General features: G+C 56.5%; 27 protein-coding genes, 1 tRNA gene and 2 pseudogenes. 20 read left to right on the top strand and 10 right to left on the bottom strand.

The features are described 5' to 3' along the window. Nucleotides 1–200: 200 nt before the first annotated feature. The 5 genes from nadC (at nt 201) to B2V21_RS05540 (ending at nt 2,986) form a co-directional block, all read left to right on the top strand. The gene (gene nadC / locus B2V21_RS05560; protein WP_286916269.1) at nt 201–1,049 is read left to right on the top strand and encodes a carboxylating nicotinate-nucleotide diphosphorylase; all 849 of its coding nucleotides are present in this window, start codon (nt 201–203) and stop codon (nt 1,047–1,049) included. A 44-nt stretch (nt 1,050–1,093) separates the two neighbouring features. Beyond that, nucleotides 1,094–1,348: a hypothetical protein gene (locus tag B2V21_RS05555; protein ID WP_049861166.1), complete on the top strand. Its 255-nt coding sequence runs from the start codon at nt 1,094–1,096 to the stop codon at nt 1,346–1,348. A gap of 238 nt (nt 1,349–1,586) precedes the next feature. After that, nucleotides 1,587–2,171 carry an SMI1/KNR4 family protein gene (locus B2V21_RS05550; protein ID WP_286916268.1) on the top strand — a complete coding sequence of 195 codons (585 nt, stop codon included), beginning with the start codon at nt 1,587–1,589 and terminating at the stop codon, nt 2,169–2,171. Between the two features lie 210 nt (nt 2,172–2,381). After that, nucleotides 2,382–2,633, top strand: coding sequence for a type II toxin-antitoxin system HicA family toxin (locus B2V21_RS05545; RefSeq protein WP_286916267.1), 252 nt, complete (start codon nt 2,382–2,384; stop codon nt 2,631–2,633). Continuing rightward, on the top strand, nt 2,630–2,986 hold the full coding sequence (locus B2V21_RS05540) for a type II toxin-antitoxin system HicB family antitoxin (RefSeq protein WP_049861164.1): 357 nt from the start codon (nt 2,630–2,632) through the stop codon (nt 2,984–2,986). The genes B2V21_RS05545 and B2V21_RS05540 overlap by 4 nt, the downstream gene beginning before the upstream one ends. 13 nt (nt 2,987–2,999) lie before the next feature. Here the strand turns inward: B2V21_RS05540 and B2V21_RS05535 are convergent, their stop codons facing one another. From B2V21_RS05535 to B2V21_RS05515, 5 genes are all read right to left on the bottom strand, one after another. Continuing rightward, nucleotides 3,000–3,773 (bottom strand): EAL domain-containing protein, encoded by a 774-nt coding sequence (locus tag B2V21_RS05535; protein ID WP_049861163.1) that lies wholly within the window; start codon nt 3,771–3,773, stop codon nt 3,000–3,002. A gap of 90 nt (nt 3,774–3,863) precedes the next feature. Continuing rightward, nucleotides 3,864–4,481: a TPM domain-containing protein gene (locus B2V21_RS05530; protein ID WP_286916266.1), complete on the bottom strand. Its 618-nt coding sequence runs from the start codon at nt 4,479–4,481 to the stop codon at nt 3,864–3,866. An 18-nt stretch (nt 4,482–4,499) separates the two neighbouring features. Next, the gene (locus B2V21_RS05525; protein WP_090360313.1) at nt 4,500–5,261 is read right to left on the bottom strand and encodes a TPM domain-containing protein; all 762 of its coding nucleotides are present in this window, start codon (nt 5,259–5,261) and stop codon (nt 4,500–4,502) included. After that, a complete protein-coding gene (locus B2V21_RS05520) occupies nt 5,258–5,857 on the bottom strand; it encodes a LemA family protein (protein ID WP_049861160.1) in 600 nt (199 codons plus the stop codon). The genes B2V21_RS05525 and B2V21_RS05520 overlap by 4 nt, the downstream gene beginning before the upstream one ends. Before the next feature lie 260 nt (nt 5,858–6,117). Beyond that, a complete protein-coding gene (locus tag B2V21_RS05515; RefSeq protein WP_043192846.1) occupies nt 6,118–6,336 on the bottom strand; it encodes a hypothetical protein in 219 nt (72 codons plus the stop codon). Between the two features lie 123 nt (nt 6,337–6,459). On the opposite strand from B2V21_RS05515, the gene B2V21_RS05510 reads away from it, so the two are divergent. Further along, the gene (locus B2V21_RS05510) at nt 6,460–6,639 is read left to right on the top strand and encodes a hypothetical protein (RefSeq protein ID WP_056844111.1); all 180 of its coding nucleotides are present in this window, start codon (nt 6,460–6,462) and stop codon (nt 6,637–6,639) included. A gap of 42 nt (nt 6,640–6,681) precedes the next feature. On the opposite strand, the gene B2V21_RS05505 is transcribed toward B2V21_RS05510, so the two are convergent. Both B2V21_RS05505 and B2V21_RS05500 read right to left on the bottom strand, forming a co-directional pair. Beyond that, nucleotides 6,682–6,927 carry a hypothetical protein gene (locus B2V21_RS05505; protein WP_286916265.1) on the bottom strand — a complete coding sequence of 82 codons (246 nt, stop codon included), beginning with the start codon at nt 6,925–6,927 and terminating at the stop codon, nt 6,682–6,684. A gap of 142 nt (nt 6,928–7,069) precedes the next feature. Further along, entirely contained in the window at nt 7,070–7,333 is a 264-nt protein-coding gene (locus B2V21_RS05500) for a hypothetical protein (RefSeq protein WP_286916264.1), read from the bottom strand. 160 nt (nt 7,334–7,493) lie between these two features. Here B2V21_RS05500 and B2V21_RS05495 point away from each other — a divergent pair, with 160 nt between their 5' ends. Beyond that, a complete protein-coding gene (locus tag B2V21_RS05495; RefSeq protein WP_286916263.1) occupies nt 7,494–8,261 on the top strand; it encodes a hypothetical protein in 768 nt (255 codons plus the stop codon). Between the two features lie 5 nt (nt 8,262–8,266). On the opposite strand, the gene B2V21_RS05490 is transcribed toward B2V21_RS05495, so the two are convergent. Both B2V21_RS05490 and yecR read right to left on the bottom strand, forming a co-directional pair. Further along, nucleotides 8,267–8,668, bottom strand: coding sequence for a VOC family protein (locus B2V21_RS05490; protein ID WP_286916262.1), 402 nt, complete (start codon nt 8,666–8,668; stop codon nt 8,267–8,269). 77 nt (nt 8,669–8,745) lie between these two features. Continuing rightward, complete coding sequence (gene yecR / locus B2V21_RS05485) at nt 8,746–9,291, bottom strand: YecR family lipoprotein (protein WP_286916261.1); 546 nt, start codon at nt 9,289–9,291, stop codon at nt 8,746–8,748. 1,807 nt (nt 9,292–11,098) lie between these two features. Between yecR and B2V21_RS05480 the strand changes: the two genes are divergently transcribed. The 12 genes and pseudogenes from B2V21_RS05480 to B2V21_RS05425 form a co-directional block, all read left to right on the top strand. Further along, nucleotides 11,099–12,394, top strand: coding sequence for a GTPase-associated system all-helical protein GASH (locus tag B2V21_RS05480; RefSeq protein WP_286916260.1), 1,296 nt, complete (start codon nt 11,099–11,101; stop codon nt 12,392–12,394). A 7-nt stretch (nt 12,395–12,401) separates the two neighbouring features. Then, complete coding sequence (locus B2V21_RS05475) at nt 12,402–13,352, top strand: TRAFAC clade GTPase domain-containing protein (protein WP_349681585.1); 951 nt, start codon at nt 12,402–12,404, stop codon at nt 13,350–13,352. Between the two features lie 3 nt (nt 13,353–13,355). Next, nucleotides 13,356–14,192, top strand: a complete 837-nt coding sequence (locus B2V21_RS05470) for a hypothetical protein (RefSeq protein WP_286916258.1) — start codon at nt 13,356–13,358, stop codon at nt 14,190–14,192. Then, nucleotides 14,182–16,686, top strand: coding sequence for an effector-associated domain EAD1-containing protein (locus B2V21_RS05465; protein ID WP_286916257.1), 2,505 nt, complete (start codon nt 14,182–14,184; stop codon nt 16,684–16,686). The genes B2V21_RS05470 and B2V21_RS05465 overlap by 11 nt, the downstream gene beginning before the upstream one ends. Nucleotides 16,687–16,709: 23 nt before the next feature. Then, entirely contained in the window at nt 16,710–17,798 is a 1,089-nt protein-coding gene (locus tag B2V21_RS05460; protein WP_286916256.1) for a caspase family protein, read from the top strand. A gap of 187 nt (nt 17,799–17,985) precedes the next feature. Further along, complete coding sequence (locus B2V21_RS05455; RefSeq protein WP_286916255.1) at nt 17,986–18,594, top strand: DUF6338 family protein; 609 nt, start codon at nt 17,986–17,988, stop codon at nt 18,592–18,594. Between the two features lie 281 nt (nt 18,595–18,875). Continuing rightward, nucleotides 18,876–19,688 (top strand): annotated as a pseudogene (locus B2V21_RS05450) (IS3 family transposase); the annotation flags it as partial. Nucleotides 19,689–19,783: 95 nt separating this feature from the next. Continuing rightward, complete coding sequence (gene tnpA, locus B2V21_RS05445) at nt 19,784–20,101, top strand: IS66-like element accessory protein TnpA (RefSeq protein WP_286916254.1); 318 nt, start codon at nt 19,784–19,786, stop codon at nt 20,099–20,101. Beyond that, nucleotides 20,098–20,433 (top strand): IS66 family insertion sequence element accessory protein TnpB, encoded by a 336-nt coding sequence (gene tnpB, locus B2V21_RS05440; protein ID WP_286916253.1) that lies wholly within the window; start codon nt 20,098–20,100, stop codon nt 20,431–20,433. The genes tnpA and tnpB overlap by 4 nt, the downstream gene beginning before the upstream one ends. Before the next feature lie 51 nt (nt 20,434–20,484). Then, nucleotides 20,485–22,011, top strand: coding sequence for an IS66 family transposase (gene tnpC, locus B2V21_RS05435; RefSeq protein ID WP_286916252.1), 1,527 nt, complete (start codon nt 20,485–20,487; stop codon nt 22,009–22,011). 20 nt (nt 22,012–22,031) lie between these two features. Then, entirely contained in the window at nt 22,032–22,622 is a 591-nt protein-coding gene (locus B2V21_RS05430) for a nucleotidyltransferase family protein (protein ID WP_286916251.1), read from the top strand. A gap of 7 nt (nt 22,623–22,629) precedes the next feature. Next, nucleotides 22,630–22,977: pseudogene (locus B2V21_RS05425) on the top strand (integrase core domain-containing protein); the annotation flags it as partial. Between the two features lie 32 nt (nt 22,978–23,009). Here the strand turns inward: B2V21_RS05425 and B2V21_RS05420 are convergent. Next, a tRNA-Thr gene (locus B2V21_RS05420) sits at nt 23,010–23,085 on the bottom strand. Nucleotides 23,086–23,336: 251 nt separating this feature from the next. Between B2V21_RS05420 and B2V21_RS05415 the strand changes: the two genes are divergently transcribed. Beyond that, entirely contained in the window at nt 23,337–23,744 is a 408-nt protein-coding gene (locus B2V21_RS05415) for a pilin (RefSeq protein ID WP_286916276.1), read from the top strand. Nucleotides 23,745–23,748 lie beyond the last annotated feature (4 nt).

The following is a 23,748-nucleotide window of genomic DNA, read 5'->3' as shown; positions in this document are numbered from 1 at the left end:
GTGATCTCTGACTACCAAGGTGACAAGCAGTTCAGCGAGCACGGAGCTAAGTAGAAGATTGACCGTAAATAACCTGAAAAGCTCATCTGAGCCGACCAAATGCATCTCTTTTTGCAGCACATTACGGCACTAGGCGCAGGGCTTCGCTCCGAGCCGCGCAGTATCCTATAATCCGCCCCACTTTGCCGATGGAGCGCGTCATGCCCAATCTTCGTCTTGCCGATCTGACCGCTGAAATCGAAGCCAACGTGCGCCGTGCGTTGTTCGAAGACGTGGGCAGCGGCGATATCACCGCGCAACTGATCCCGGCCGAGCGCCTGGCCAAGGCCACCATCATTACCCGCGACACCTGCACCATCGCCGGCACCGCTTGGGTCGACGCCGTGTTTCGTCAGCTCGACCCCCGCGTGGCGGTGCATTGGCAGGTAGTGGACGGGCAACAGGCACAAGCCAACCAGCCGTTGTTTCACCTTGAAGGCCCGGCACGGTCGCTGCTGACCGGAGAGCGCAGTGCGCTGAATTTTCTGCAGTTGCTGTCAGCCGTCGCCACCCGCGCGCAGTCGTTCGCCGAGCGGGTTGCCCACACCCAGGTCAAACTGCTGGACACGCGCAAAACCCTGCCGGGCCTGCGCCTGGCGCAAAAGTATGCAGTGACCTGCGGCGGTTGCCATAACCACCGCATCGGCCTGTACGATGCATTCCTGATCAAGGAAAACCACATCGCCGCGTGCGGCGGCGTGGCCCAGGCGATCATGGCCGCGCAACGCATCGCACCGGGCAAGCCCGTGGAAATCGAGGTCGAAAGCCTGGACGAGTTGCGCGAGGCACTGGCCGCGGGCGCGGACATCGTCATGCTCGACGAGCTGAGCCTTGCGGACATGCGCGAAGCGGTGAGCATCAACGCCGGCCAGGCCAAGCTCGAAGCCAGCGGCGGCATCAATGATTCGACCTTGGTCAGCATTGCCGAAACGGGTGTGGACTACATCTCGATCGGCACCCTGACCAAGGATGTAAAAGCGGTAGACCTGTCCATGCGCCTGAGCCTGTGACAGCCCACATAGATATCGACCAGCAAAGGTATGGAGTTTTCGCAGTGACCAGCACATCCACCCAAGGCGCCCACCAGGTCTACATCGTTCGCATCGACGGCACCCGTTTCGGCCCCTTCGAATCGTCCCTGGAGCCCAACAAGGCCCTGATCTACGAGGTGACCCTCAACGCCGGCGCGGGCGATCGCATCGAACTGCACGACGCCGCCGGAGACGTGCAGACCCACGTCATTTCCAACACCCACTTCCAGCCCCAGATGAGCGACGTCCCCGCGCACTACACCGTCCGCTGGCGCTGACACCCCGCTGGCCTCTATGCAAGCAGCTCCTATGAAAGCAGGCCCTGTGAAAGCAGGCCCTGTAGGAGCAGGCCCTGTGGAAGCAGGCCCTGTGGGAGCGGGCTCTGCCCGCGAAGAGGCCAGTCGCCTCCCCACACATCCCAAGCCCCCCACAAATCCCCCAAACAGTAAATTCCCTTGACTCCCCCCCACGAATCGCCCAATGGTGCTCAAACAAAACCCGCGTAAGGAAGCAGCCTTGAGCATCGTCGAACAGTTTCACTCAGGCCTCAAAGCCGCCCTGCCCGCCGCCAGCCTTGACGAACTCGCGTTCGCCACCGGCGCCTCTTCCACCCAACTGGATGCGCTCAAAGAAGTCTACCCTGATTGCCCGGACAGCCTCCTGCACCTGCTTGCCAAGGTGAACGGCACGCACTGGCAGAAGTACGAAAAAGGGGAAGTTTCGGTACTCATCCTGGGCTCCGACATCGCCGGGTACCCGTACTACCTGCGCTCGGTCGAACAGATCCTCGAAGACCGCACCGCCAACGACAAAACCATTGCCGACATCTACGACGACTTGTTCCTGGAAAACCCGGACATGGTCGACAAGCGCATCGATCCCGATGTCATCCTAGGCGAGAGGCTGTGCTTCTCGCACTGCATGAACAACGGTGGTACCTCCACGCTGTTCATCGACTTCAACCCCACGAGCAAAGGCACCAAAGGCCAAGTGATCCGCTTCGTCCACGACCCGGACGAATACGTGGTCATCGCCGACAGCTTCGACGCCTACCTGAAGATGCTGATCGACGACAAGTTCGCGTTCATTCTCGAGGATTGATGCTGCAGCAGACGAGCCCACCTGCCTGGTGAGCTCGTCTACTGGCAAGACGGTCTGACCACCCACCTATGCTTCCCTCGGGCACTCCTGCACATCCTTCGTATCATTTGCCCTCGCCTACATCCTCATTCCTGATCTAAACCTAGCCAAGCAGCAGATATTGACGCGCAATTGATGGGCAACTAAATTTAGTCGCACCTAGGGAGAGGTATGTCCAGGCAAGGAAAGCTCATCGCCAAACTGATCTCGCAGGATGGCGATTTCACATGGAATGAACTGGTGAAAGTATTGCAGGGGTTTGGCTACGAGCCAATTCAAGGCAGTGGTAGCCGTGTCAAATTCTACAATGGTGATCCGAAGGCCTTAATCAGCCTACATTGTCCTCATCCGGGTAATGAAATCAAACCCTATATCCGGCGGCAGATCATTGCTCAATTGAAAAACGGAGGCCTGATCCCATGAACCCATTGCTTCAATACCGCGGCTATTTCGGATCGATCGAGGCGAGCGCTGAAGACGACTGCCTATATGGCAAAGCGCAGTTCGTGCGGGCGCTGATCAGCTATGAAGGACAAACAGTCTCACAACTCATCGCAGCGTTTCACACAGCCGTAGACGATTATCTGGAAACATGCGCCAACCTGAAGGTGGCGCCGGAAGTACCCTGTAAAGGGTCGTTCAATGTGCGAATAGGCCACGAGTTGCACTTGGCAGCCAGTATTGCTGCTAACCGGCAAAGCATTACGCTCAACGACCTGACCAAGCAGGCCCTTGCAAGCTACCTTCACCAGGAGTCAGCGACTCGCGCAAGTTGAAGCAACCCCTTGCTCAATGCTTGAGCGGAAGCATGCCAATGGCCGGACGGGCGAACAGGTAGCCTTGCTGGAGGTCGATCCCCAGTCCCTGCAGGGCCGTGCTTTCGCCGACGGTTTCCACGCCCTCGGCCACGACGGTGATGTTCAGCTTGCCGGCCACCAGTACGATCCCCGCCACGATGGCCTGGCGCACGGCGTCATGATCTAGATCGCGAGTCAGTGCCATGTCGATCTTCAGCACCTTGGGCTGGAAGGTCGCCAGCAGATTCAGGCCCGAATACCCTGACCCGAAGTCATCGATCGCCGTGACGAATCCCTGTTTCTCGTATTCGCTGAAGATCGACTGCAAATGCAGCGGGTCGTCTACACGCTCGCCTTCGGTCACTTCGAACATCAGCCGATTCAGCGGAAAGCCGAATTCGCGGGCTGCCTCGAGCGTGGCACGGATGCACGTTTCGGCGCGATAGACGGCCTTGGGCAGGAAGTTGATGCTGAGCAGGCAGTCAGGCAGGTCCAGCAGCCCCCAACGGGTGGCCAGCTCGATGGCCTTGACGCGGCAGGACTGGTCGAAACGGTAGCGATTGCCGTCGTTGACCTGGCTCAGGATGCTGTACGCAGACTCACCGTTGATGCCACGCACCAAGGCTTCATAGGCCCATGGCTGCCCGCTGCGCACGTTGAGGATGGGCTGGAATGCCATGGTGAAGTCGAAACCCAGGGCATCCAGGTTTCGACAGTCGGAGCAGCCAACCGCCTTGAACGGCTGGGGGAAAATAATCGAGCTCATGGCGAGGCTCCGTGGGCAAAGTGCGAATGATAGCGTAATGCCACTTTGACAGCTCGTAACCTCGTTAGGTCCATTGGCAGGGCTGAGCGGTCAGCCCAGCACGACCAACCGATCAGGCAACTCGTTGCGAGGATGGGTTACAGGTACGTGTTCACGTAATACCTCACCGCACGCCTGGATACAACCCACGAAGCCCTCCATCGTTTCACCCCGCTTGACCCGCGCGGTGAATGTCTCGACGATCGCACCCCAGGTGTCATCGCCAATACGGCTGGAAATGCCCTCGTCCACCAGGATTTCCACGTACCGTTCCGCCTCCGAAACGAAGATCAACATTCCCGTCGCGCCCTGGGTGTGGTGCAACTTGCGCTCCAGGAACTGCCGACGGGCCATGTTGGCCGCCCGCCAGTGACGCACACGGCGCGGCATCAATGCCGTAGTCAGCGCAGGAATGCGGAACAGCAGCCCCATCACGATGAAGGTCGCCCACTGCGCCAGCAGCAACTGGTGGGCATTCAGCCAGCCGGGGTAATAGTTGATCAGGCCCGGCACCAGCAAGGCGATCAACCCCGCCCACAGCAGCGGAATGTAGGTGTAGTCGTCGGATTGCGGTGCGAGCACCGTAACCAGTTCGGCGTCGGTGTGCAGTTCGGCCTCGGCAATGGCCGTGGCCACGCGCTTCTGCGCGCTTTCGTCCAGTAATGTCATGCTGCGTACCTGCTCGATTTACCAGCCACCCGATGCCCCCCCGCCGCCGAAGCCGCCGCCACCGCCACCAAAACCACCACCGCCGCCGCCGAAACCACCGCCGCCACGGCCGCCGCCGAGCACACTGCCCAGCACCGCACCGGTGAGTACCGAACCGCCACCGCCGCCGCGACCACCACGCCCGCCTCCCCCACCACGGATCATCACGATCACGATGATGATCAAGATGAGAAACGCCGGCCACGGCAGGCGCTGCTGCTCCTGACCTTGACCCTGCGCATTGCTGCGCTGGGGCTCGGCCAGTGGATCACCGCCCAGCACCTGCAACATGGCGGCCGCGCCAGCACGAATGCCACCGGCGAAATCGCCCTGGCGGAACGACGGCACGATCACGTTATTGATGATGATGGAGGACTGCGCGTCGGTGAGCTGCCCTTCCAGACCGTAGCCCACTTCGATGCGCACCTTGCGCTCGGCCTTGGCCACGATCAGCAGGGCGCCGTTATCCTTGCCCTTCTGCCCTATGCCCCAGGCGCGTCCGAGTTGATAGCCGTAGTCGGCGATGTCCGTACCTTGCAGATCCGGTACGGTCACCACCACGACCTGCTCGGAGGTCGCCTGCTCGTGTGCTTCGAGCATCTGGCTGAGCTGACTGCGGGTCTGCCCGTCGAGCAGGCCCGCCTGGTCCACCACCCGGCCGCTGAGCGCTGGAAACTCCAGCGCTCCGGCGGTGGCGACCCACAGCAGCATCAGCAGCGGCAGGCACCGCCATGGCTTCATTGGAACTTCACGCTCGGCGCTTGCTCGGCATTGGGTGCCGTGGCCTTGAAGTTCTCGCGAACCTTCTGGTCACGGTACATGGTCATCTGCCACAGCTTGCCGGGGAAGGTGCGGATCTCGGTGTTGTACTTCTCGACCGAGGCGATGAAGTCACGACGTGCCACCGCGATGCGGTTTTCGGTCCCTTCTAGCTGCGACTGCAAGGCCAGGAAGTTCTGGTTCGACTTCAGGTCAGGATAGCGCTCGACAGTGACCATCAAACGGCTCAAGGCACCGCTGAGTTGCTGCTGAGCCTGGTCGAACTGCTGCAGCTTGGCCGGATCGTCCAGGGTATTGGCGTCGACCTGGATCGAAGTGGCCTTGGCCCGCGCTTCGATTACCCGGGTCAGGGTGTCCTGTTCCTGCTTGGCGTAACCCTTCACCGTTTCCACCAGATTGGGAATCAGGTCGGCACGACGCTGGTACTGGTTCTCCACCTGAGCCCAGGCCGATTTCACCTGTTCGTCATATTGCGGAATGTTATTGATGCCGCAGCCACTGAGCAGCGTGGTGAACATCAACACGGTCAGCAGCCGTGTGCGCAGAGAAATGGTCATGGCGGGGTCAAGCTCCTTGGAAGGCAGCGCAACAAGGCGCTGCAACGCGCCGACATCCGGTTCGGGTCGACGCTTGAATAAGAGAGGTTAGCAGGCCTGGATGGGCGAAACGCCAAATCGCAGGCAAAGAAAAGCCCGCCGACGGGGAGGAAAGCGGGCTTGAAGAAGGAGCAAGGTCAACATTACGCCCGAGAATGTGAACACCGCGTGAAACGGATGTGAACGGACAGTTAGCTGCACTTTTCTCCCTTTTCACGACATCAACGACCGTCTGCGATCTTGCGTTCGATCTCGGCGGTCTTGCGCTGCAAGGTCTCGGCGTCCTGCTCTTTCTCCTTGATGGAGGTGGGCGTGATGACCTTGTCGACGCCTTCGGTCGCCGGGGTTTCGTTCTCGATATCGCGCTCGACCACGTTCACGGGCTTGCCGCTCGCGTCGAGGGTCGGAGCTTTCGGCTGGATTTCATCGCGTGTGGTCATGGTAGGAAGCCTCTGATGTTAGGTAACGATTCGAGGCTTTGCAGGCGAGGTAAGTTCCTGTGCATAACTTTTGACCGCACGTTACCCACAGGCACGGGTCACAGTTTCTTTGGGAGGAAAACCATGGCCATTTCAGTGAAGAAACTCGAAGGCGATGACGTCCCCGAGCAATACCGTGCACAAGGCATGGACCTGGTGTTTCAAGTACAGGACGCCGAGGGCGAGCTGCACATCCGCACCAACGACGAAGAGGCCGCCGCCCTGGCGGTGGAGTTCAGCGAAAAGGACCAGGCCAGCAAGTGACCGTGGATGGCCTGTACAGCCTTGCCGACGTGCATGCCCGGCCTAACGGCTGAGCAACCAGACCCCGGTGCAGATCAATCCGGCCAGCAACGTACCGCCGAACAAGGCGTACTCCAGCTTGGTGCGATTCAACGAGTCGATTACCTGCTCGATGTACACCTCAATGTCAGCCGCTCGGCGGCGCATCTCCAGACCTTCGATAATATCCTGCACCCGCGCATCGAGCAGCGGCGAGACGCACAGATAGACCGAAGCGTAACTGGCGAGAATGATAAGAAGGTACTTCACGGTTGGCTTCCTTGCCCAAAATACAATGCGGGCGCATGCGCGGTCGACAGACGCGATGAAAACGATACAGGTAGAAGCGAACAATCGCCATGATGGGAACGCTCCCCTCGATTGCGCCTGCCGATCGCGTCACAGCCTGCCGTCACAAATACTTTTTCGCTTCCTTGTCGAGGTGTTTGTCGGCCTTGTGCCGCTCATCATCGTCATATTTGAGGCCTTTATCGACCTCGGCGGCGTCGTGTTTAACGCCTTTGTCGATTTCCTTGGCATCGTGCTCGACACCTTTGTCGAGTTCACGATTGTCGTGACGAATGCCCTTGTCCAGTTCATCTTCAGCCTGCGTGGCAGGCGCCACGGCACAGATCAGCAGCAAAGCGGTAGCGATTGAAGGGACCCACTTACCCATGGCAACACTCCTGTTTAGACGGCTGGAGCCACTGACTCCATCGACCCTAACGGTAGTAGATGCCCACAAACCGCGCCAGAGTGGGCCAGACAGATGACCGCCAACACATCGGGCTATCGAATCCTGTAAAACGTACGAACCAAAAACAACGAAACACACCATGACCGTCTTCTACCTCAAGCTGCTCATCACCCCGCTGCTCATGCTCTCGATTTCCATCGCCGCCAAACGCTGGGGCACCCACGTCGGTGGCTTGCTCTCGGGTCTTCCGGTGACTTCGGCCGTGGTGATGTTGTTTCTGAGCCTTGAACAAGGCGCTGGATTCGTAGCAATGGCGGTACCGGGCGCGCTGTCGGGCGTTGCGGCGATCCAGGCGACCTACCTGTTCTACCTCACCGTGACCCGGCGGCTTTCGGCATTCCTCGGCTGCGTGGCAGCGCTGGCCTTCTACGTGGTCGCCGCCTTGCTCATGAACTGGCTGGGCTCACTTCCGGCGTCCATTGCGGTCACCCTGTGCCTCATCGTCGTACTGATCATGGCCACCTCAACGACCGGCGAGCGCCCGGCAAAGCCGGTTCCGCTGCCCAGCTGGCTCATCCCGATGCGGATGCTCACCGCCACCCTGCTGCTCCTGCTGATCACCGCCGGCGCACAGTGGCTGGGCCCCGTCGTCAGTGGCTACCTGGCGCCCATCCCCATCATCGCGTGGCCGCTGGCCGTATTCGCCCACGTCCAGGGCGGACGCCAGGAACTCGCCGCCATCGTGCGCGGCAACGCCATTGGCGCCGTCGGCGTGATCGGCTTCTACCTGAGCCTGCAAGGGATGGTGATGCAACTGGGCATACTGCCCGCCGTGGCGACGGGCGTGGTCCTGGCCGTAGTAATCACGGCCGTCGTCGCGCGACTGGCCAACCTGCGCCGGATGTAAACGGTCTAGGCCATATCCGAGGTGTGCACGAAACATAACTTGTTGCCCTCGGGATCCCGGCAATAGGCCCCGAAATAGTCCTGCGCATACTGCGGCCGCAAACCCGGCGCCCCCTCGTCCGTACCGCCGTTATCCAACGCCGCCTGCCACGCGTCCCGCACCTGCTGCTGCGACTGCGCCGCAAAACTCACCTGCATGCCGTTGCCCCACGTGGCTGGCAGGCCGTTGAACGGAAGCTGGACGTAGACCTGAGGCCAGGGCCTGCCCGGCCGCTGCCAACCGGCGCCGTCTGGACCGCCGTCGTTTTCCTCGGGGATGCGGACGAGGCTCAGGGGTTGGAGGACGCGGTCGTAGAAGGCGAGCATTTTTGGGAGATCGCGGGCGCCGATTTGGATGTGGCTGAACATGGGGGCTCCTGGGCATGTCGTCTGGGCTATGCATGAGAGCAACCGAGCTGGACAGCTTCTGCCCTGCCCCCGATTCACTACTGCGCCATGATTGCCTGATATCTCTTTTGATACTCGTCGTAAGGCAAGTTCTGCTGCATCAGCAAATCGATCTGCCGTTCGCGGTATTCAGAGGACGATAAGGGCGCAGGCGCGGTACTGGGCGCGGCTCGGTAGGGTGCTGTCGCCTGTCGCGCAGGGACAGCAGCAGGAGCTTGGCTTGGGCCAAGGTAATTGAGTGGCGCAGACACGCTGCCGAGGTTGCCGAGGCATTGGTATTTCTTCGATACACGCCATGCGGAGCAATCGCCATAGCCGCGTCTGAGCGTGCATTCCTGGTTTGTTCCGCCAAAAGGCTCTGCGTCGACATAACCCCATAACGAACACTTGGAGCGGGCGATGGCATACGCCTGCTGCTGATCGACCACGGGGGTTTCGAAGCTATTGAATTCGTACCCAACGTCAATGACGCCATCTGCGCGACTTCCGCCTGTGGCCTGGAAGTCCTTGTGCGTTGCGCAACCGGCAAGGGTCGCCAAAAACACGAAAGCCGCTGTTCGGCGGCTGAGGGTTAGGAGAGGCATGTGATATCCGTATTCTGGGTTCTTGAGCAGCGGTGCTACATCAGGCTTGCTGGGTCTGAAAATCTGAAGCTGACACAGGTGATTTCAGATGGTGCCGGAGATAGGAATCGCATAACACAGGGTGCGGCCCGTTATTACTAACTTATGCCATCTAAAAAGCTAAAGCGTATCCCTAAATAAAAATTCACCCAAATGACTAGTGACCTCAGACTTTCTGAGTGACGAGTGCGATCAACGGCATGAGGACGAAAAAGAGACCGGCCGAGATCCTGTACCTCGCCCCAATGCTGTTAAGCCAATTCTGAAAAGGCCCTGCTGCTTTACTAACCACCCGATGTACCAAGCAAAAAGGACGACGGTCCAAATCGACAACCATCCCCAACCATGATCAACGACCATAGCTGGGACCTGGACGAGAAGCCCTCCTAGAATTACACCGGCCATGTAAGCGCCCAACGAATGAGTGCCTGACAAGGGCAGGTTTGCAACATAGGCCGTCCCGGCCACACCAGGGCGGATCAAAAAGGCGCCGAAGAAGATCAGTCCAGTAGAACCAGCCACGTTCCACAGACTAGGGCCTAACCCTTCGAGAGCTGCCATCGTTAGATACTTGCCACTCGAGTGATCAGCCGCAACGTTGGCAAGCAGCGTAAGCAGAAGCCCAAAAGCGCCCCAGGAAACGGACTCCCTCACTGCTCCTTCAAAAGCCCCCCCTTAGACCAGAAGCCGTTACGGCCAAACCAACCACTGTCAAGAGATCTAGCTCTCAACCCCATTAGTCTACTTCCTGTCATGCATCGATAGTTTTGCCATACGCACAAAATCGCCAGCGGACTACTTCACTTTGACTAGCTCAATCAGTAGATGCACGCGAAGTCGCCTGCAACGCGACTCCTTGTAGAAATGAAATAACGAAGCTGAAACCCTTCCTCGAAGATGGTGCCGGATCGGTGTGGATGAGGGCGGCGGTGACTGCCAGACCGCGATGGCCAGCGCTGATTTGGCGATCAAATTGTACGAGCAGTAGGTTGCCGAGTTGCTGGGCCTAGCGCAGGGGCCAACAGCAGGCACCGAGCCTGGCCAGTGCCCCGACCGCAGTCCTCGCTGGGGCCGGGGATCCTGGGAGTTTCGGCAACATACGGGGACGGTAACCCACTCTAGCGCGCTAGCGAGCCGCCCGCCAGGTTACTGAAATTTCAACCACTGAAATCTAGCCGAAGCGCTGTCAAGTCAGGTGATTTTTACCGGTACGGTAAGGATTAGGGCCGATGTTCAAGAAGATGCACAATTCACCCCTGTTCACCCAGTTCACCCAGTTCACCCAGTTCACCCAGTTCACCAGTTCACTAAGCTGGCAGATCGTCCGCTAATGAAAAGCTGCGGGTTCCCAACCCCGTATATCGGCTGATCCTTCACGGTCCCCAGCAGATTTCGAACCCCTTAGGCGGGCTGGACCTTTCCCGCTGAGGGTTGAACCTAAAGGGGTATGGGATAATTCAAGCGAACATCTTGAATAATGCTGTGTAACAGGTGTAGAGCGTGTAGTAGATCGCTTTAACTAATTGATTTATATGTAAAATAAATGAGCTACACCTCGAGATGATTTTTGCTCTCGCAGTGTAACTTTGGAAAAGGTGTAACGAAAAGCGGTTCAGTGTGGGCCGCCTACTCCCGATAGCTACCTTCCTAAAATTGTCACCAGCGAAGGAGCTGCTCTTGGCCAAACGCAGCGATTGGAGTCGGCACCTATCGGTACGTTGTAGGCTTTAGTATCATTTGGGCATCACACCAAGGTCGGGACTAGGGAATGCAACAGGAATTTTTGCTGAAGTTTCTTGAGACTGGAACTATCGACCTCAAAGGCGATGACACAAAACTCGATAAGCTTCGATCTACGGTCAAAGACCTAGCAGCCATCCTTCGAAAAGCACCTTCCAAAACCGTCAGCTTCACAATGGTGGCGGCCGATCCCAACATTGCACCCACGGACCCAACCGTGGAAGAGGCAATGGAGGCCCTCCGCAAGCAATGGGAGACTATTGCCAATGCCTTTGCCGGGCGGCCAGTCAGCATCTTACGGGCTATCCTCCTTGACGCGATTGTACAGACAGCTCGTTCGGACGATGATATTGCAGTAGCCTTCGTCAACACGGCCCGCAACGCCCTGGCTCACTCCGAAGCAGCTGACGAATCCGATATTTGGCGCGAAGCTGTTAGCGAAATTGAAAAAAAGATCGATGCACGCGCCGAGAAAGAGTGGGCAACGCCGGAAACGATTACGGTAGATCCTTTGGAGTACACCCCACCGCATCCAATAGACAGACAATCTGAAACTGTCATTGTTGATCGGGAGCGTTTGAAGGAAGGTCGTGTCTCGGCTGCGGCCGCAATTGAGCACTACCAATACGTCAGCAATTGGATGCCAACTGTTTTAGATAAATTTAGTGACAGCATCGCAGAAGCAATCGACGGAGTGGCCGAGGAGCTTGCTCCATCCCCCGTAGATCTCTCAGGCCCGTTATCTGCACTTGCGAAGGCGGTCGCCACACATGTTGAAAAAGCGTTGGCTAGCTTCAGCGCAGCAACGACAGGTCTGCAGCGCCGTACGAACCTACTTTGGTGGAAAGAAGCGCTGTATTCTCCGAGTGCTCACGCGAGTTATCTTGAGCTACCGCCATTCGAAGCCTCCGCACTAATGGCGCTAGACTTACATAAACAGGTACCGACTTATTCGCCGGCAAGCGTATCTGCCTTCTTGCGAGAAGCCATTCGCTGTCTACCGATTGAAAAAGATGACCAAAGCAACGGTGAGCGTGACTTCGCATGTCTCGTTCACGAAGCGAAGACAGCTACTTTCATGCAGCCATTCCGTGAGCTGGCTGCGCAATACGCGCCTGCGCCAGTTGGCCGAGGCCTTCTACTATCGCTGATTGGACACTCGCAAACTTCAGTGATAGCTGAAGCAGCAACCCTACGTGCACTCTGTGGCGTGGATGCTTCCACTTTAATGACCCCATCTGATTGGGGAACATACCTATTCCGAGAGCTCCAGACAGCTCGCGCTATCAGCAACAGCCCATCCACGCGGACAAGGAAGAAGTGAAATCCCCATGAACAGGTGCCCCCAACCAAACTGCTTTGCGGATGACAACACCACTTGCACCTTGGGCCACCTCCGGCTCGACATGTGTCCCGAGTGGACGCAAGTTAGCCAAAGCGAGGTAATTCCCTCGCCTAGCGATGACCAGATGCTGCTCCCATGGAGCGGCTTGGCAATGGGAGAGTCTGATCTCAACTTTGTTAGCGGTAAGGTAAAACCTATAATTGTCGGTATCGTCGGTCCTGAAAGCGCAGGTAAGACGACCATTCTTGGTGCGTTCTATCTATTGCTTGGCCGAGGATCCCTAACCACTGACGCGAATCTGTTCAGTAACTCTTACACGCTCGCAGGTTGGGAGGCCGTGGGGACATATTTGCGCTGGAAGCCGGGACAGCCTCCAAGCTTTCCGCCTCACACGCCCAGTGGGGCGGCTCGAGCACCTGGCATGCTTCACCTTGGTTTTCGTCGTGAGGACGGGTCGCTGCGCGACCTTCTTTTTGCCGACGCCCCGGGGGAGTGGTTTCAAAAATGGGCGGTCAATGAACAGGCAGTTGACGCTGAAGGGGCCCGGTGGATTGCCCGACACGCAGATGTCACACTATTAATTGCTGACCGCCAGGCACTTGCTGGACCGAAGATGGGGACCGCTAGAAACGATTTTCAGCTACTGGCTCAACGTGCTGTGACAGAAGCTCGCGGACGGCGCATGGCACTTGTCTGGACCAAGGGGGACGTAGACGTGGCACCAGCCATGGAGGCGCAGATCAGAAAGGCGGTAGCCTCTGCTTCCTCAAGCGCCCGAGAGTTCACAGTCAGCGTCTCCCCTTGTGACGATATCGACGCAGCAGAAGGCTTCCGCGAGCTATTTGCCTGGATTCTCTGTACCGAACGAGCGGGAGTAGGCTTGCCCATGACAGCATCGTCTAGTCACGATCCATTTTATAGATTCGATAGGAGATAGTTGGTGGCGGCTCAACACACTATCTTGTTGGTCGGCGAGTCAAACGTCGGTAAGACTCACTATGGGGCTCAGTTTTTGAAGAGGCTCATGGTCAAAGCGTGCGCGCTTAAGATGTCAGGTGCTCCGACGAACCTGGAGGCATTTACTACAGCTCTCAGTTGCTTGACAGAGGGAAAGTCGACTGACCATACACCGGCTAGCACCTATGTTGAGAGCGTCTGGCCTATCACGGATGAGGCCGGTCGCCACGCCGAACTGATTTGGCCTGACTACGGCGGCGAACAGGTCCGTAATCTTGTCACGCAGCGCAAGATCCCTGCCGCCTGGCGCGAACGTGTACTTGGAGCCACGGATTGGGTATTGCTCATCAGACTGCATTCTCTTCGGTCTGAAGATGATCTATTTTCACGCCCGCTGCAGTCATTCGCTGCGCTGGAATCCCAAGCAGAGACTCCCTCATACGATCTGTCAGATCAAGCAAGAACAGTAGAGCTTCTTCAAATGCTGCTCTACTTGGCCCAGTTCCACTTGGACCGGCCGCTTCGCAAACCTCGCTTGACGCTGCTTCTGAGTTGTTGGGATGAGCTTAAAACGACAGAACTACCGGTTGACCTTCTGGCCTCTCGACTACCGATGCTTTGGTCGTTCGTGCGGAGCAATTGGGCGTCGCCTGCTGTCATTGGCTTGTCGGCTTTGGAACGCACACTCAGTAAGACGGATGCGGACCAAGAGTATGCAATCCGCGGCCCCGAAGAGTTCGGCTATGTAGTGCTACCTGACGGTGTTAAGAGCAACGACATCACCCTGCCGATTCAACGCCTAATGATTGATGGGGTCTGAGCAAATGCGAGTCGAGCAGGCTGTCTATGGCGAAGTATCAGGTCGAGGCCACGGACTTAGGGCATCAAGTACTGATGCGCCTATAGCCGCTACCATCGCATCAAAGCTGGACCTACCAGATGTAGTGCCTATCGGTGTCCAGACTTGGTCTCCGTTTGTTCGCGGCTTCCCAATCGACGAGCACTACGTGCTTGCTCGCACGTTTCTGGATTCTAGTGCGTCGCGCGGTGGAATGGTGCTGACTCATGCACTGATCATCAGCTTGAACGATATGTGCGAGGTTAGCAGTCTGGCCATGTTGTTTGGGCGGCTGGCACCGTCAGTTACAGATTGTCCCGGCTCGATGGTAACGCTTGAGCTTAACACTCTCGACAGCAGCCACGAACCGGCTGCAGACCTAATAGGTACGGCTAACGCGTTGACAGCCCAAGAACTCGCCCCGGTAGTCCGACTGAGCGCTGGAGGATTCGAGCACCTCGTCGATTCTTTATGGAGGAATCTCTGGCCAGCTTTGAGGAGAACTTTCGCGTTCCGGCTGAGCTTTGGTCCGAACGACATTGTAGAGCAACCACTGCCTGCGCTCGTATGCACGCCTGAGCAGCTCCAAGCTCGCTGGACGAAGCACCGTATAGTAAAGCCAGGCGATAAAACCCCAGAATCTGAAATTGCACGCGTTCTCTGTGGCCTGCGCGACCTGCGGCCGATCCTTGCTTTAGCCGCAGAGTTGGGCCTTGAAGTTCATACGCTCAAGGAGCTGGCTAAGCTTGAACGGCTGCACACCCTCCTATCAGATCGCGTGAGTTTCGATAATTTGCTGACTGCCATGCGCTTGACAGATGGCCTCTCAAGTCAGCCGACACTCGGCGCAGGAATCAAGGACAAGATCATCGGACGTTTCACAGCCTTGATTCCAGGAATAGGCTGCAAGCAATTGCTGCCAATGAGGAATCTGGCACTCACTGGTTTTGCCAATACTGCGTTGCTTTGGTCGGCCGTTGAGCTTAGGGTTAGTAACCTCAATTTCGCGCCAGTGGACGACAGCGATTTAACAGAGATGGCTGCTGCGTCGGTTGATGAGGATCTCGCATTTCCGTCTTGGCGCGCTGCGGTGACAGCGGGCTTATCGACTGCCGCTCGTCGAGACAACCCCGCCATTTTTCAAGCGATCTGGCGATGGGCTGAGAACAGCCAAGCTGCGTTCGACGCGGTCATAGACTTCCTACCGGCTGATGCAGCGGTTGAGCAACGACTGACGAAGGAAGTGCCCCGAAAGCTCCACGTCACCAATCATGCCCCCTTGCTCTCGTCGTTGCTGAAAAAGCGATGGCTGACCGCATATGGTGCCTTGTTAGCTTCGACTCTCCCCCCTCTCGATGCTGCAGCTCAACAGCTCAAAGTGGACAGGGATCCAGACCAAAGCGCCGGCTTGCGCTCAGCCCTCAGATACGCGAGTCCTTCCCAGGCATTGGAATGCGCACTCAAATATACGGACTTGCGCTTGGTGGAATTATGCGCTGGCCTGGCGGCCACCTACCCTGAGATCCTGTCTAATATCCGCTGCGAGAACATCACCGAGCAAAAGGTATGGGGGGCTGCGATTAGCAAGAGCTCTTCCCTGTGGAACGCTCCAAGTAACGCCATCTGCGCGCGCGACACCGTTCTAGCTCAACTTGTCGAAGGACGGCACGTCGAAACTGGCTTACTTGAAGCGTTGGCGCATACCCCATTGGCTGATCTTAGTGCCGTCCCGGAGCGGGCGCGGCTATGGTCGTCTCTCCCCATTTCGCAGCGTGAGTACTACCTACAGGCGACTGCAATCGGTTGGTTGAACGTCGCGGTAAGAGAATCAGTGATTACTCCCCCCGAAGCCCCACTTGAGTGCGCAATTATCGCAAGTTTGAGTTTAAAGTCCGTGCTTGAGAAATCATCGGTGACGGTTGCTGCGCGCGTCTCAATCATCAGTCTACTTCCGTCCTTCCTCGAAGATGTGTTCATTTCATGGCTAAGCAATCTCTTGAAGAACGTTCGCACTCTTTCTCATACCGATTCTGAGCAACTGGGATCGCTTGTGGCGTCTCGACGGTGGGAGCGAGCAGCCAAAAACCTCTCAGAGCGGTTTGCCGACCACCGCCCAGATCTCATGCCGGGGCTAAGGTTGTGCGCAGACTTGCTCAACTTTTATACGCGTTGGATGCTTGGAATCTCTAAACCAAGCGATCGCGAGAAGTGGGATGAATTCGAGAAGGAGGCCTGCGAGCTCTATCCTCGCGGTCCAGATAGTGACGAACTCTGGTCACGGGCCGGAGGCAAAAATGCTGACCTTCCAGGGCAGCCCCAAAACGGCGCAACACGTTGGCACACTGCATTGAATTCAATCCGCTACGGCGGTCGGCCGACTGCACGTGAGCTCCTTAAAGTAATGTGCAATGATTTTCCTGTGAACGAAAAGCTGCGCTTGTATATCAGAGACGTTGATATCATAGGCCGGCGTTGACATCCCATGTTTATGGTTTCCATATGAACACAACTAGTTACCCGCAAGGCCATGCCCTTCTCATCGGCGTGGCGAGCTATCAGCAAATCTCTAGCCTGCCTGCTGCGATTCTGAACGACGTTAATGACGTTGCAGCGACCCTCTCATCACCGGAATACTGCGCCTATACCCCTGCGCACGTCGTCACTCTCTTAGAAGAGAGCGCTACTCGGGCAGCTGTACTGAAAGGGCTAGAAGAATTGGCTGCTAGGGCGGGTCCTGACGACACGGTTTGCGTATTCTTTTCCGGTCATGGTGCCATCGTAGGCGATCCTGGCAATGAGGACAGCGTGCTGGTCACCGTGGACAGCGATCTAGCTGACATTGAAAACACATCTATTAGTTCTAGTGAGTTAGCCGCAGTCCTTGCGCAGATCAGGGCGAAGCGACTGCTGGTGTTCATCGACGCTTGTCATGCTGGAGGGGCTGCGATTTCGAAAAGATCGACTAATGGCGGAGATCACGAGTTCAAGTCGGGCTACAGCCAAAAAATATTCGCGAAGCTGGCAGTTGGAAAAGGACGTGCGCTGATGGCATCTTGTCGCGCTAACGAATTTTCGTCCGTATTTTCCGGAGCGAGAAATAGCGTTTTCACTACGGTATTGCTTTCAGGTTTGCGGGGAGCTGCTGACAAGAACGCCAGCGGTTTCATCAAAATCTTTGACCTGTTTAACTACGTCTCCGAAGAAGTGCCAAAACTGATCCCAGATAACCAGCATCCAGTTTTTAAGGCTGACGATCTTGAAGGGAACTTCGCTGTTGCACTAAGTCAAGGCGGGAGGAAGTCGCCGCTTGCGCCGATGGTGCAAGAGGAGGAACTGTGGTTTGCGCTAGAGAAGATCCTAATCGAACTTTACCCATTTGGACCTAGGGATCAAGAGATATGGAGCCGAGCAGGTGGTGATCTGTTCCGCCTCCAGCTACAGCCGACCGGCCAAGCTTCTTGGCATGCTGCACTTCGCACTTTGAAGCAGGGCGGCGGAGGCAGGAATATCAAATTTGACAGCTTGCTTAGTACAGCGAAGGAAGACTTTTCGAACCATCCTCAACTGGCGATGCTCAAGACGCTTTAAGGGGGCATTAGAAAATCTTCAGTTTAATAGTAAACGGTGAAATATAGCAGCCTCAATCTTATGGTCTACTTTCGGCAACGGCTGGTATTCAATCGAGAGGCTTCGAAACATTAAAGGTGGTGCACACTGGTAATTTAGCTGAAGTATTTGATCTATTACTCTTAGATAGTGAGCTTGAGGAGGCTGAATGGAAGGTGTTCTAGCTGAAGCTCTGCCAGTATTGCAAGCCATAATGCCGGGTTTCGTTGTCACATTTATCTTTTATTGGTTATCTGATGCGCCGAAGCCCAGTCAGTTTGAGCGGGTAATCCAAGCCTTAATGTCGACAGTAGTAATTCAGGTTGTCGTCAAGGTGATTCATTGGTTGGCGATTTTAGCAGGAAAATTTCACACCTTGGGGCAATGGACTGACGGTGTTGCGACGGGATGGAGTGTCACGATCGCGGTTGTCTCTGGGCTTCTGCTTGCCAAGTGGGCCAACAACGACGCTATTTACGCGATATGCAGAAACCTTCGATTAACATCCCGATCAGCTGATGGGGAATGGCGTTTCGCACATCGTACACAAAAAGACAGAGGCGTTGCGCTGCAGCTGAAGGATGGAAGGAGGCTCGCGGGATATCCTAGAGCTTGGCCGACTGACCCCACAACGGGTCACTACTTGATTATCCAACCCACTTGGATTGTCAATGGCAGCTACGAACCAGCTGATAGAATTACCTCTATACTGATTGCCGTAGCAGATGTAGCTTGGATTGAGTTCCTAGATAAGCCGGAGGAAGAAAATGAGTCGTGATAGAGAAAGCATCGATGAGGTGATCAGGAAAAGTATCAATGAGGGCTTAAACGTTAATCCGCTTATGCCGAGAAACGTGTTACCCAAAACACCGCCCAAGGCTCCGCCAGCCCCGCCGGCTAGAGGTCCAGCCAAAGAAGGAGACTGAACGTGAGCTAAGACAACTAAAAGCCGAAAAAAGGCCTGTCGGCGAGCCAACCTTCAATATCATCAATGGTGTAGTGGTCTAATGAAGCCGGACACCCATTTAGGCGAGAATGCTCGCCAGATAGAGGTGTCTGATGACCAAACAACGCCGTACTTTTTCCGCTGAATTCAAACACGAGGCCGCAGGCCTCGTGCTCGATCAAGGCTATAGCCATATCGAAGCCTGTCGCTCGCTCGGAGTGGTCGAGTCCGCGCTGCGTCGCTGGGTCAACCAGCTTTAGCTGGAGCGCGATGGCGTCACGCCGCAGAGCAAAGCCCTGACGCCGGAGCAGCAGAAAATCCAAGGACTGGAAGCCCGGATCGCTCGCCTTGAGCGGAGAAATTCATTTTAAAAAGGCTACCGCGCACGAGCGCATGCGCTGATTGATCAGCTTAGTGTCCGTGAATCGGTTGAGTTGCTGTGCGAAGCCTTTGAAGTACCGCGCTCATGCTACTACGAGCATCGCCGCAGACGCCGGACTCCAAACGTTGAGCGGGTTAGATTACGCAGTCGAGTCAACGAACTGTTCACGCAAAGTCGGAGCGCTGCCGGCAGTCGCAGCATCGTTTTGATGATGCAAGAAGATGGCGAGCAGATCGGCCGATTCAAGGTACGCGGCCTGATGCGGGAGCTGGGATTGATCAGCAAGCAACCGGGCTCGCATGCTTATAAAAAAGCGACAGTTGAGCGGCCAGACATTCCGAACATTTTGAATCGAGAGTTCGATGTTCCAGCGCCTAATCACGTCTGGTGCGGCAATATCACCTACATCTGGGCGCAAGGAAAATGGAATTGCCTGGCAGTCGTCATGGATCTCTTCGCGCGCCGAGTGGTGGGCTGGGCATTGTCGAGCAAACCGAATACGGATCTGGTGATCAAGGCGCTGGATATGGCCTATGAACGTAAGCGGATGGCGAATACAGCTACTGAACTCCAGCATTAAGGGCGATGGTGTCCGCGTATTTTTAAGCGGACGCGATCACCCTTATCGCCAGGATATCCATGCGCCAACGAAGCTATTACCCCAAGCCATTCAAAGCCCAAGTCGTCCAGGAATGCCTGCAACCCGGAGCCACAATTTCCAGCGTAGCCATCCATCACGGCATCAACGCCAACGTGATCCGCAAGTGGCTACCAACTTACCGGGATCAATCGCCTGCAACCTTGCCGGCTTTCGTTCCGGTAAAAACGGTACCAAGGCGAGCATCAGAAGAGATGGTGATCATCTCGCTGCCTCTAGGCGATAAATCCATCACAGTTAAATGGCCAGCCGCAGATCCAGATGGTTGTGCGCGCTTTATTAGTGGCTTGTCCCGATGATTCGCGTTGATGCCATCTGGCTCGCCACCGAACCCATGGACATGCGTGCCGGCACTGAGACTGCATTGGCTAAAGTGGTCGCGGTGTTCGGTGCGGCGAAGCCGCACTGCGCTTACCTCTTTGCCAACCGTCGAGCCAACCGGATGAAAGTCTTGGTGCACGACGGCGTCGGTATCTGGCTGGCGGCACGGCGCTTGAACCAAGGTAAGTTTCATTGGCCAGGCGTCCATCGTGGAACGGAGGTCGAACTCGACCCCGAACAACTCCAGGCGCTGGTACTTGGATTACCCTGGCAACGAGTCGGTGCGGGCGGCGCAATCATATTGCTTTAAATGCTGCCTTTTAGCTGAAGCAGTCGGGCTGCTTTGGTAAAATCCACCCCCATGACTTCCTTGCCCGATCTCGACCAAATGACCCCCGAACAACTGCGCACACTGGCTGCGCAGTTGATGTCCAAGGTCGACACCCAGAGCCGAAAGATCCATCGTGATGAAACGATTATCGAGCAGCTCACTCACGAGATCGCCATCCTTAAACGGCACAAGTTCGCCAAGCGCAGCGAGCAGATCAGCCCGGCGCAGGGCAGCCTGCTCGATGACCTACTCAATACCGACCTCGAAGCCATCGAGGCGGAGTTAAAAGCCCTTCATCCCGCACCTGCGCAGGAAGAGCCACGCAAGCAACCCAAGCGTGCGCCGTTGCCACCGCAGTTCCCCCGCACTGTGGTCCATCACGAGCCGGACAACACTCAGTGCGCGTGCGGCTGCCAGCTTCAGCGCATCGGCGAAGATCTCAGCGAGAAGCTGGACTACACGCCGGGCGTGTTCACCGTCGAACAGCATGTGCGTGGGAAATGGGCCTGCCGGCAGTGCGAAACATTGATCCAGGCCCCGGTGCCGCCCCAGGTGATCGACAAGGGCATCCCCACTGCCGGCCTGCTGGCGCATGTGATGGTGGCGAAGTTCGCCGACCTCCTGCCGCTGTATCGACAGGAAAAGATCTTCGGCCGTGCCGGCATGGCCATCCCGCGCTCGACACTGGCGCAGTGGGTGGGTCAAACCGGCGTGCAGCTTCAGCCGCTGGTCGATGCGCTGCGCGAAGTGGTGCTGGCCCAGCACGTGGTTCACGCCGATGAAACGCCGGTACAAATGCTGGCGCCCGGCGAGAAGAAAACCCACCGCGCTTACGTCTGGGCCTATAGCACGACGCAGTTCTCAGCCCTCAAGGCCGTGGTTTACGACTTCAGCCCCAGCCGTGCCGGCGAGCATGCGCGTAACTTCCTGGGCACCTGGAACGGCAAGCTGGTCTGTGATGACTTTGCCGGCTACAAGGCCAGCTTCGAACTGGGCATCACCGAAATCGGCTGCATGGCGCATGCGCGCCGTAAGTTCTTCGACCTGCATGTAGCCAATAAAAGCCAGTTGGCGGAGCAGGCACTTCACTCGATTGGCGGGCTTTACGAAGTCGAGCGACACGCCAAGGACATGAGCGACGAAGACCGTTGGCGATTACGCCAGGAAGCAGCCGTGCCCATCGCTGAAAAACTGCATGAGTGGATGCGGGCCCAACGCGAGCGTGTGCCCGAAGGCTCGGCTACGGCAAAGGCCTTGGATTACAGCGTTAAACGCTGGGTAGCGCTGACGCGCTACCTGGAAGATGGTGCTGTGCCCATCGACAACAACCAGATCGAGAACTTGATCCGGCCATGGGCGCTTGGGCGGTCGAACTGGTTGTTTGCGGGATCGCTGCGCAGCGGCAAGCGGGCGGCAGCGATCGCGAGCCTGATCCAGTCGGCGCGCTTAAACGGGCATGACCCGTATGCTTATCTCAAGGATGTGCTGACGAGGTTGCCGACGCAGCGAGCTAGCGAAATCGCCCAGCTGCTGCCGCATCAATGGATACCTGCATAGCTTGAAAAGGGGAGTTTTTCGTGGACGATATATCGATAATCCAAGCACTTATTTCAGAAGATCCCATCCGCTGGCGACTACTGAAAATGGTGCGCTCCCTCAATTTGCCAGACTGCTGGATAGGAGCAGGTTTCGTTCGAAACGCGGTTTGGGACTATTTACACGGGCGCAGTCCGTCTCCTGTATCAACAGACGTCGACGTCATTTGGTTTGATCATAGACGTTGCTCTCCAGAGGAAGATAAAGCCTTGGAGACTCTCCTCAGAGGGCTAGACCCGACCGCAATGTGGTCGGTAAAAAACCAAGCCAGAATGCATGTTCAGAATGGGGATGAACCATACCTTTCAACGACCGACGCAATGCGCTACTGGCCGGAAACCGCAACGGCGGTAGCCGTCAGACTAGGAGAGTCAGGTTCATGCGAGGTCGCAGCGCCATTGGGCCTCGATGATCTGTTTGGGTTGGTTATCAGGCCAGCAGGGAAGTTTGCCACGGAGAAAAAAAAGATCTATCAAGAACGGTTCAAGTCCAAAAACTGGATAGATATCTGGCCACTTCTCACGCTTGCTTCAGCACCTTTACCTTCAATCCCTTGCGTCAAGGCGACTTAACCGGACGCTTACCTATGAACAACGCGGTAAGCCTCAGGGCCTAATGTTTCACTCGGATCAGGGCTCGCAATACGGCAGCCGCCAATTCCGCCAACGGCTCTGGCGATACCGCATGCGCCAAAGCATGAGCCGTCGTGGAAACTACTGGGATAATGCTCCGATGGAGCGTGTGTTCCGGAGTTTGAAAACTGAGTGGATACCGACCGTGGGTTACACGACAGCTCAACAGGCACAGCAAGACATCAGTCATTATCTGATGCGTCGCTACAACTGGATTCGTCCGCACCAGTTCAATAACGGGCTGACACCAGCTCAGTCCGAAAAAAGACTTAACGTCGTGTCCAGGATCAGTTGACCACTACACATAGACTTCTGGAAACTGGTCTCTGGTGCCGGAGATAGGAATCGAACCTACGACCTTCGCGTTACGAGTGCGCTGCTCTACCGACTGAGCTACACCGGCTGATAGGAGTGAAGCTAGCATCGTCTGCAAACCCCCACAAGCTGAGATGCGGGTTAAACAACGATAGAGTAATGAACCACGTCGTTTTTTGACAAAAAATGTCACACCACACAACGGGAACTAGGCTTTCAAAGCGCGTGACCCATAGATTTTCAATGTCTAAAGCGCCCTGCAGATGTGGCACGCCGCTTGCTAAATCGAATGTACGCGCTTTCATCGGTGCTGAAAAATCACATAGAGAAGGGCTCGATATGAACAATTCGCAAAAAGGTTTCACCCTTATAGAGCTGATGATCGTCGTAGCGATTATCGGCATTTTGGCCGCGGTAGCTATCCCGCAATACCAGAACTACGTTGCTCGTGCTAACGGTGCTAGCGCAGTCTCTACCCTTGATGCCGCTAAAACTCAAGTAGCTATGAACATGCAGGAAGGAGTAACGGCGCTCTGCACTAACGTTAGCTTGCCCTCCACCGCCACATGTGATGGTACCAGTGGCAAATTGGTCAGCGCTTCTATTGGCAGTGGTGGTTCAGCTACAACCGCGACATTAACGCCTACTAACGCTACCACTGGCGTGACGTGGGCATGTACTGTAAGTAACGCGAAATCTGCAACAACCATCTGTACCGCAGCGGCAACCCCAGCCACTGGTGGATAAGCGA

Origin of the sequence: Pseudomonas sp. UBA6276, assembly GCF_002438365.1 — a bacterium.
In the GTDB taxonomy this organism is placed as follows: Bacteria; Pseudomonadota; Gammaproteobacteria; order Pseudomonadales; family Pseudomonadaceae; genus Aquipseudomonas; species Aquipseudomonas coleopterorum.
The sequence above is the reverse complement of the archived record's forward strand: the minus strand, read 5'-3'. Positions and strand labels throughout refer to the sequence as shown.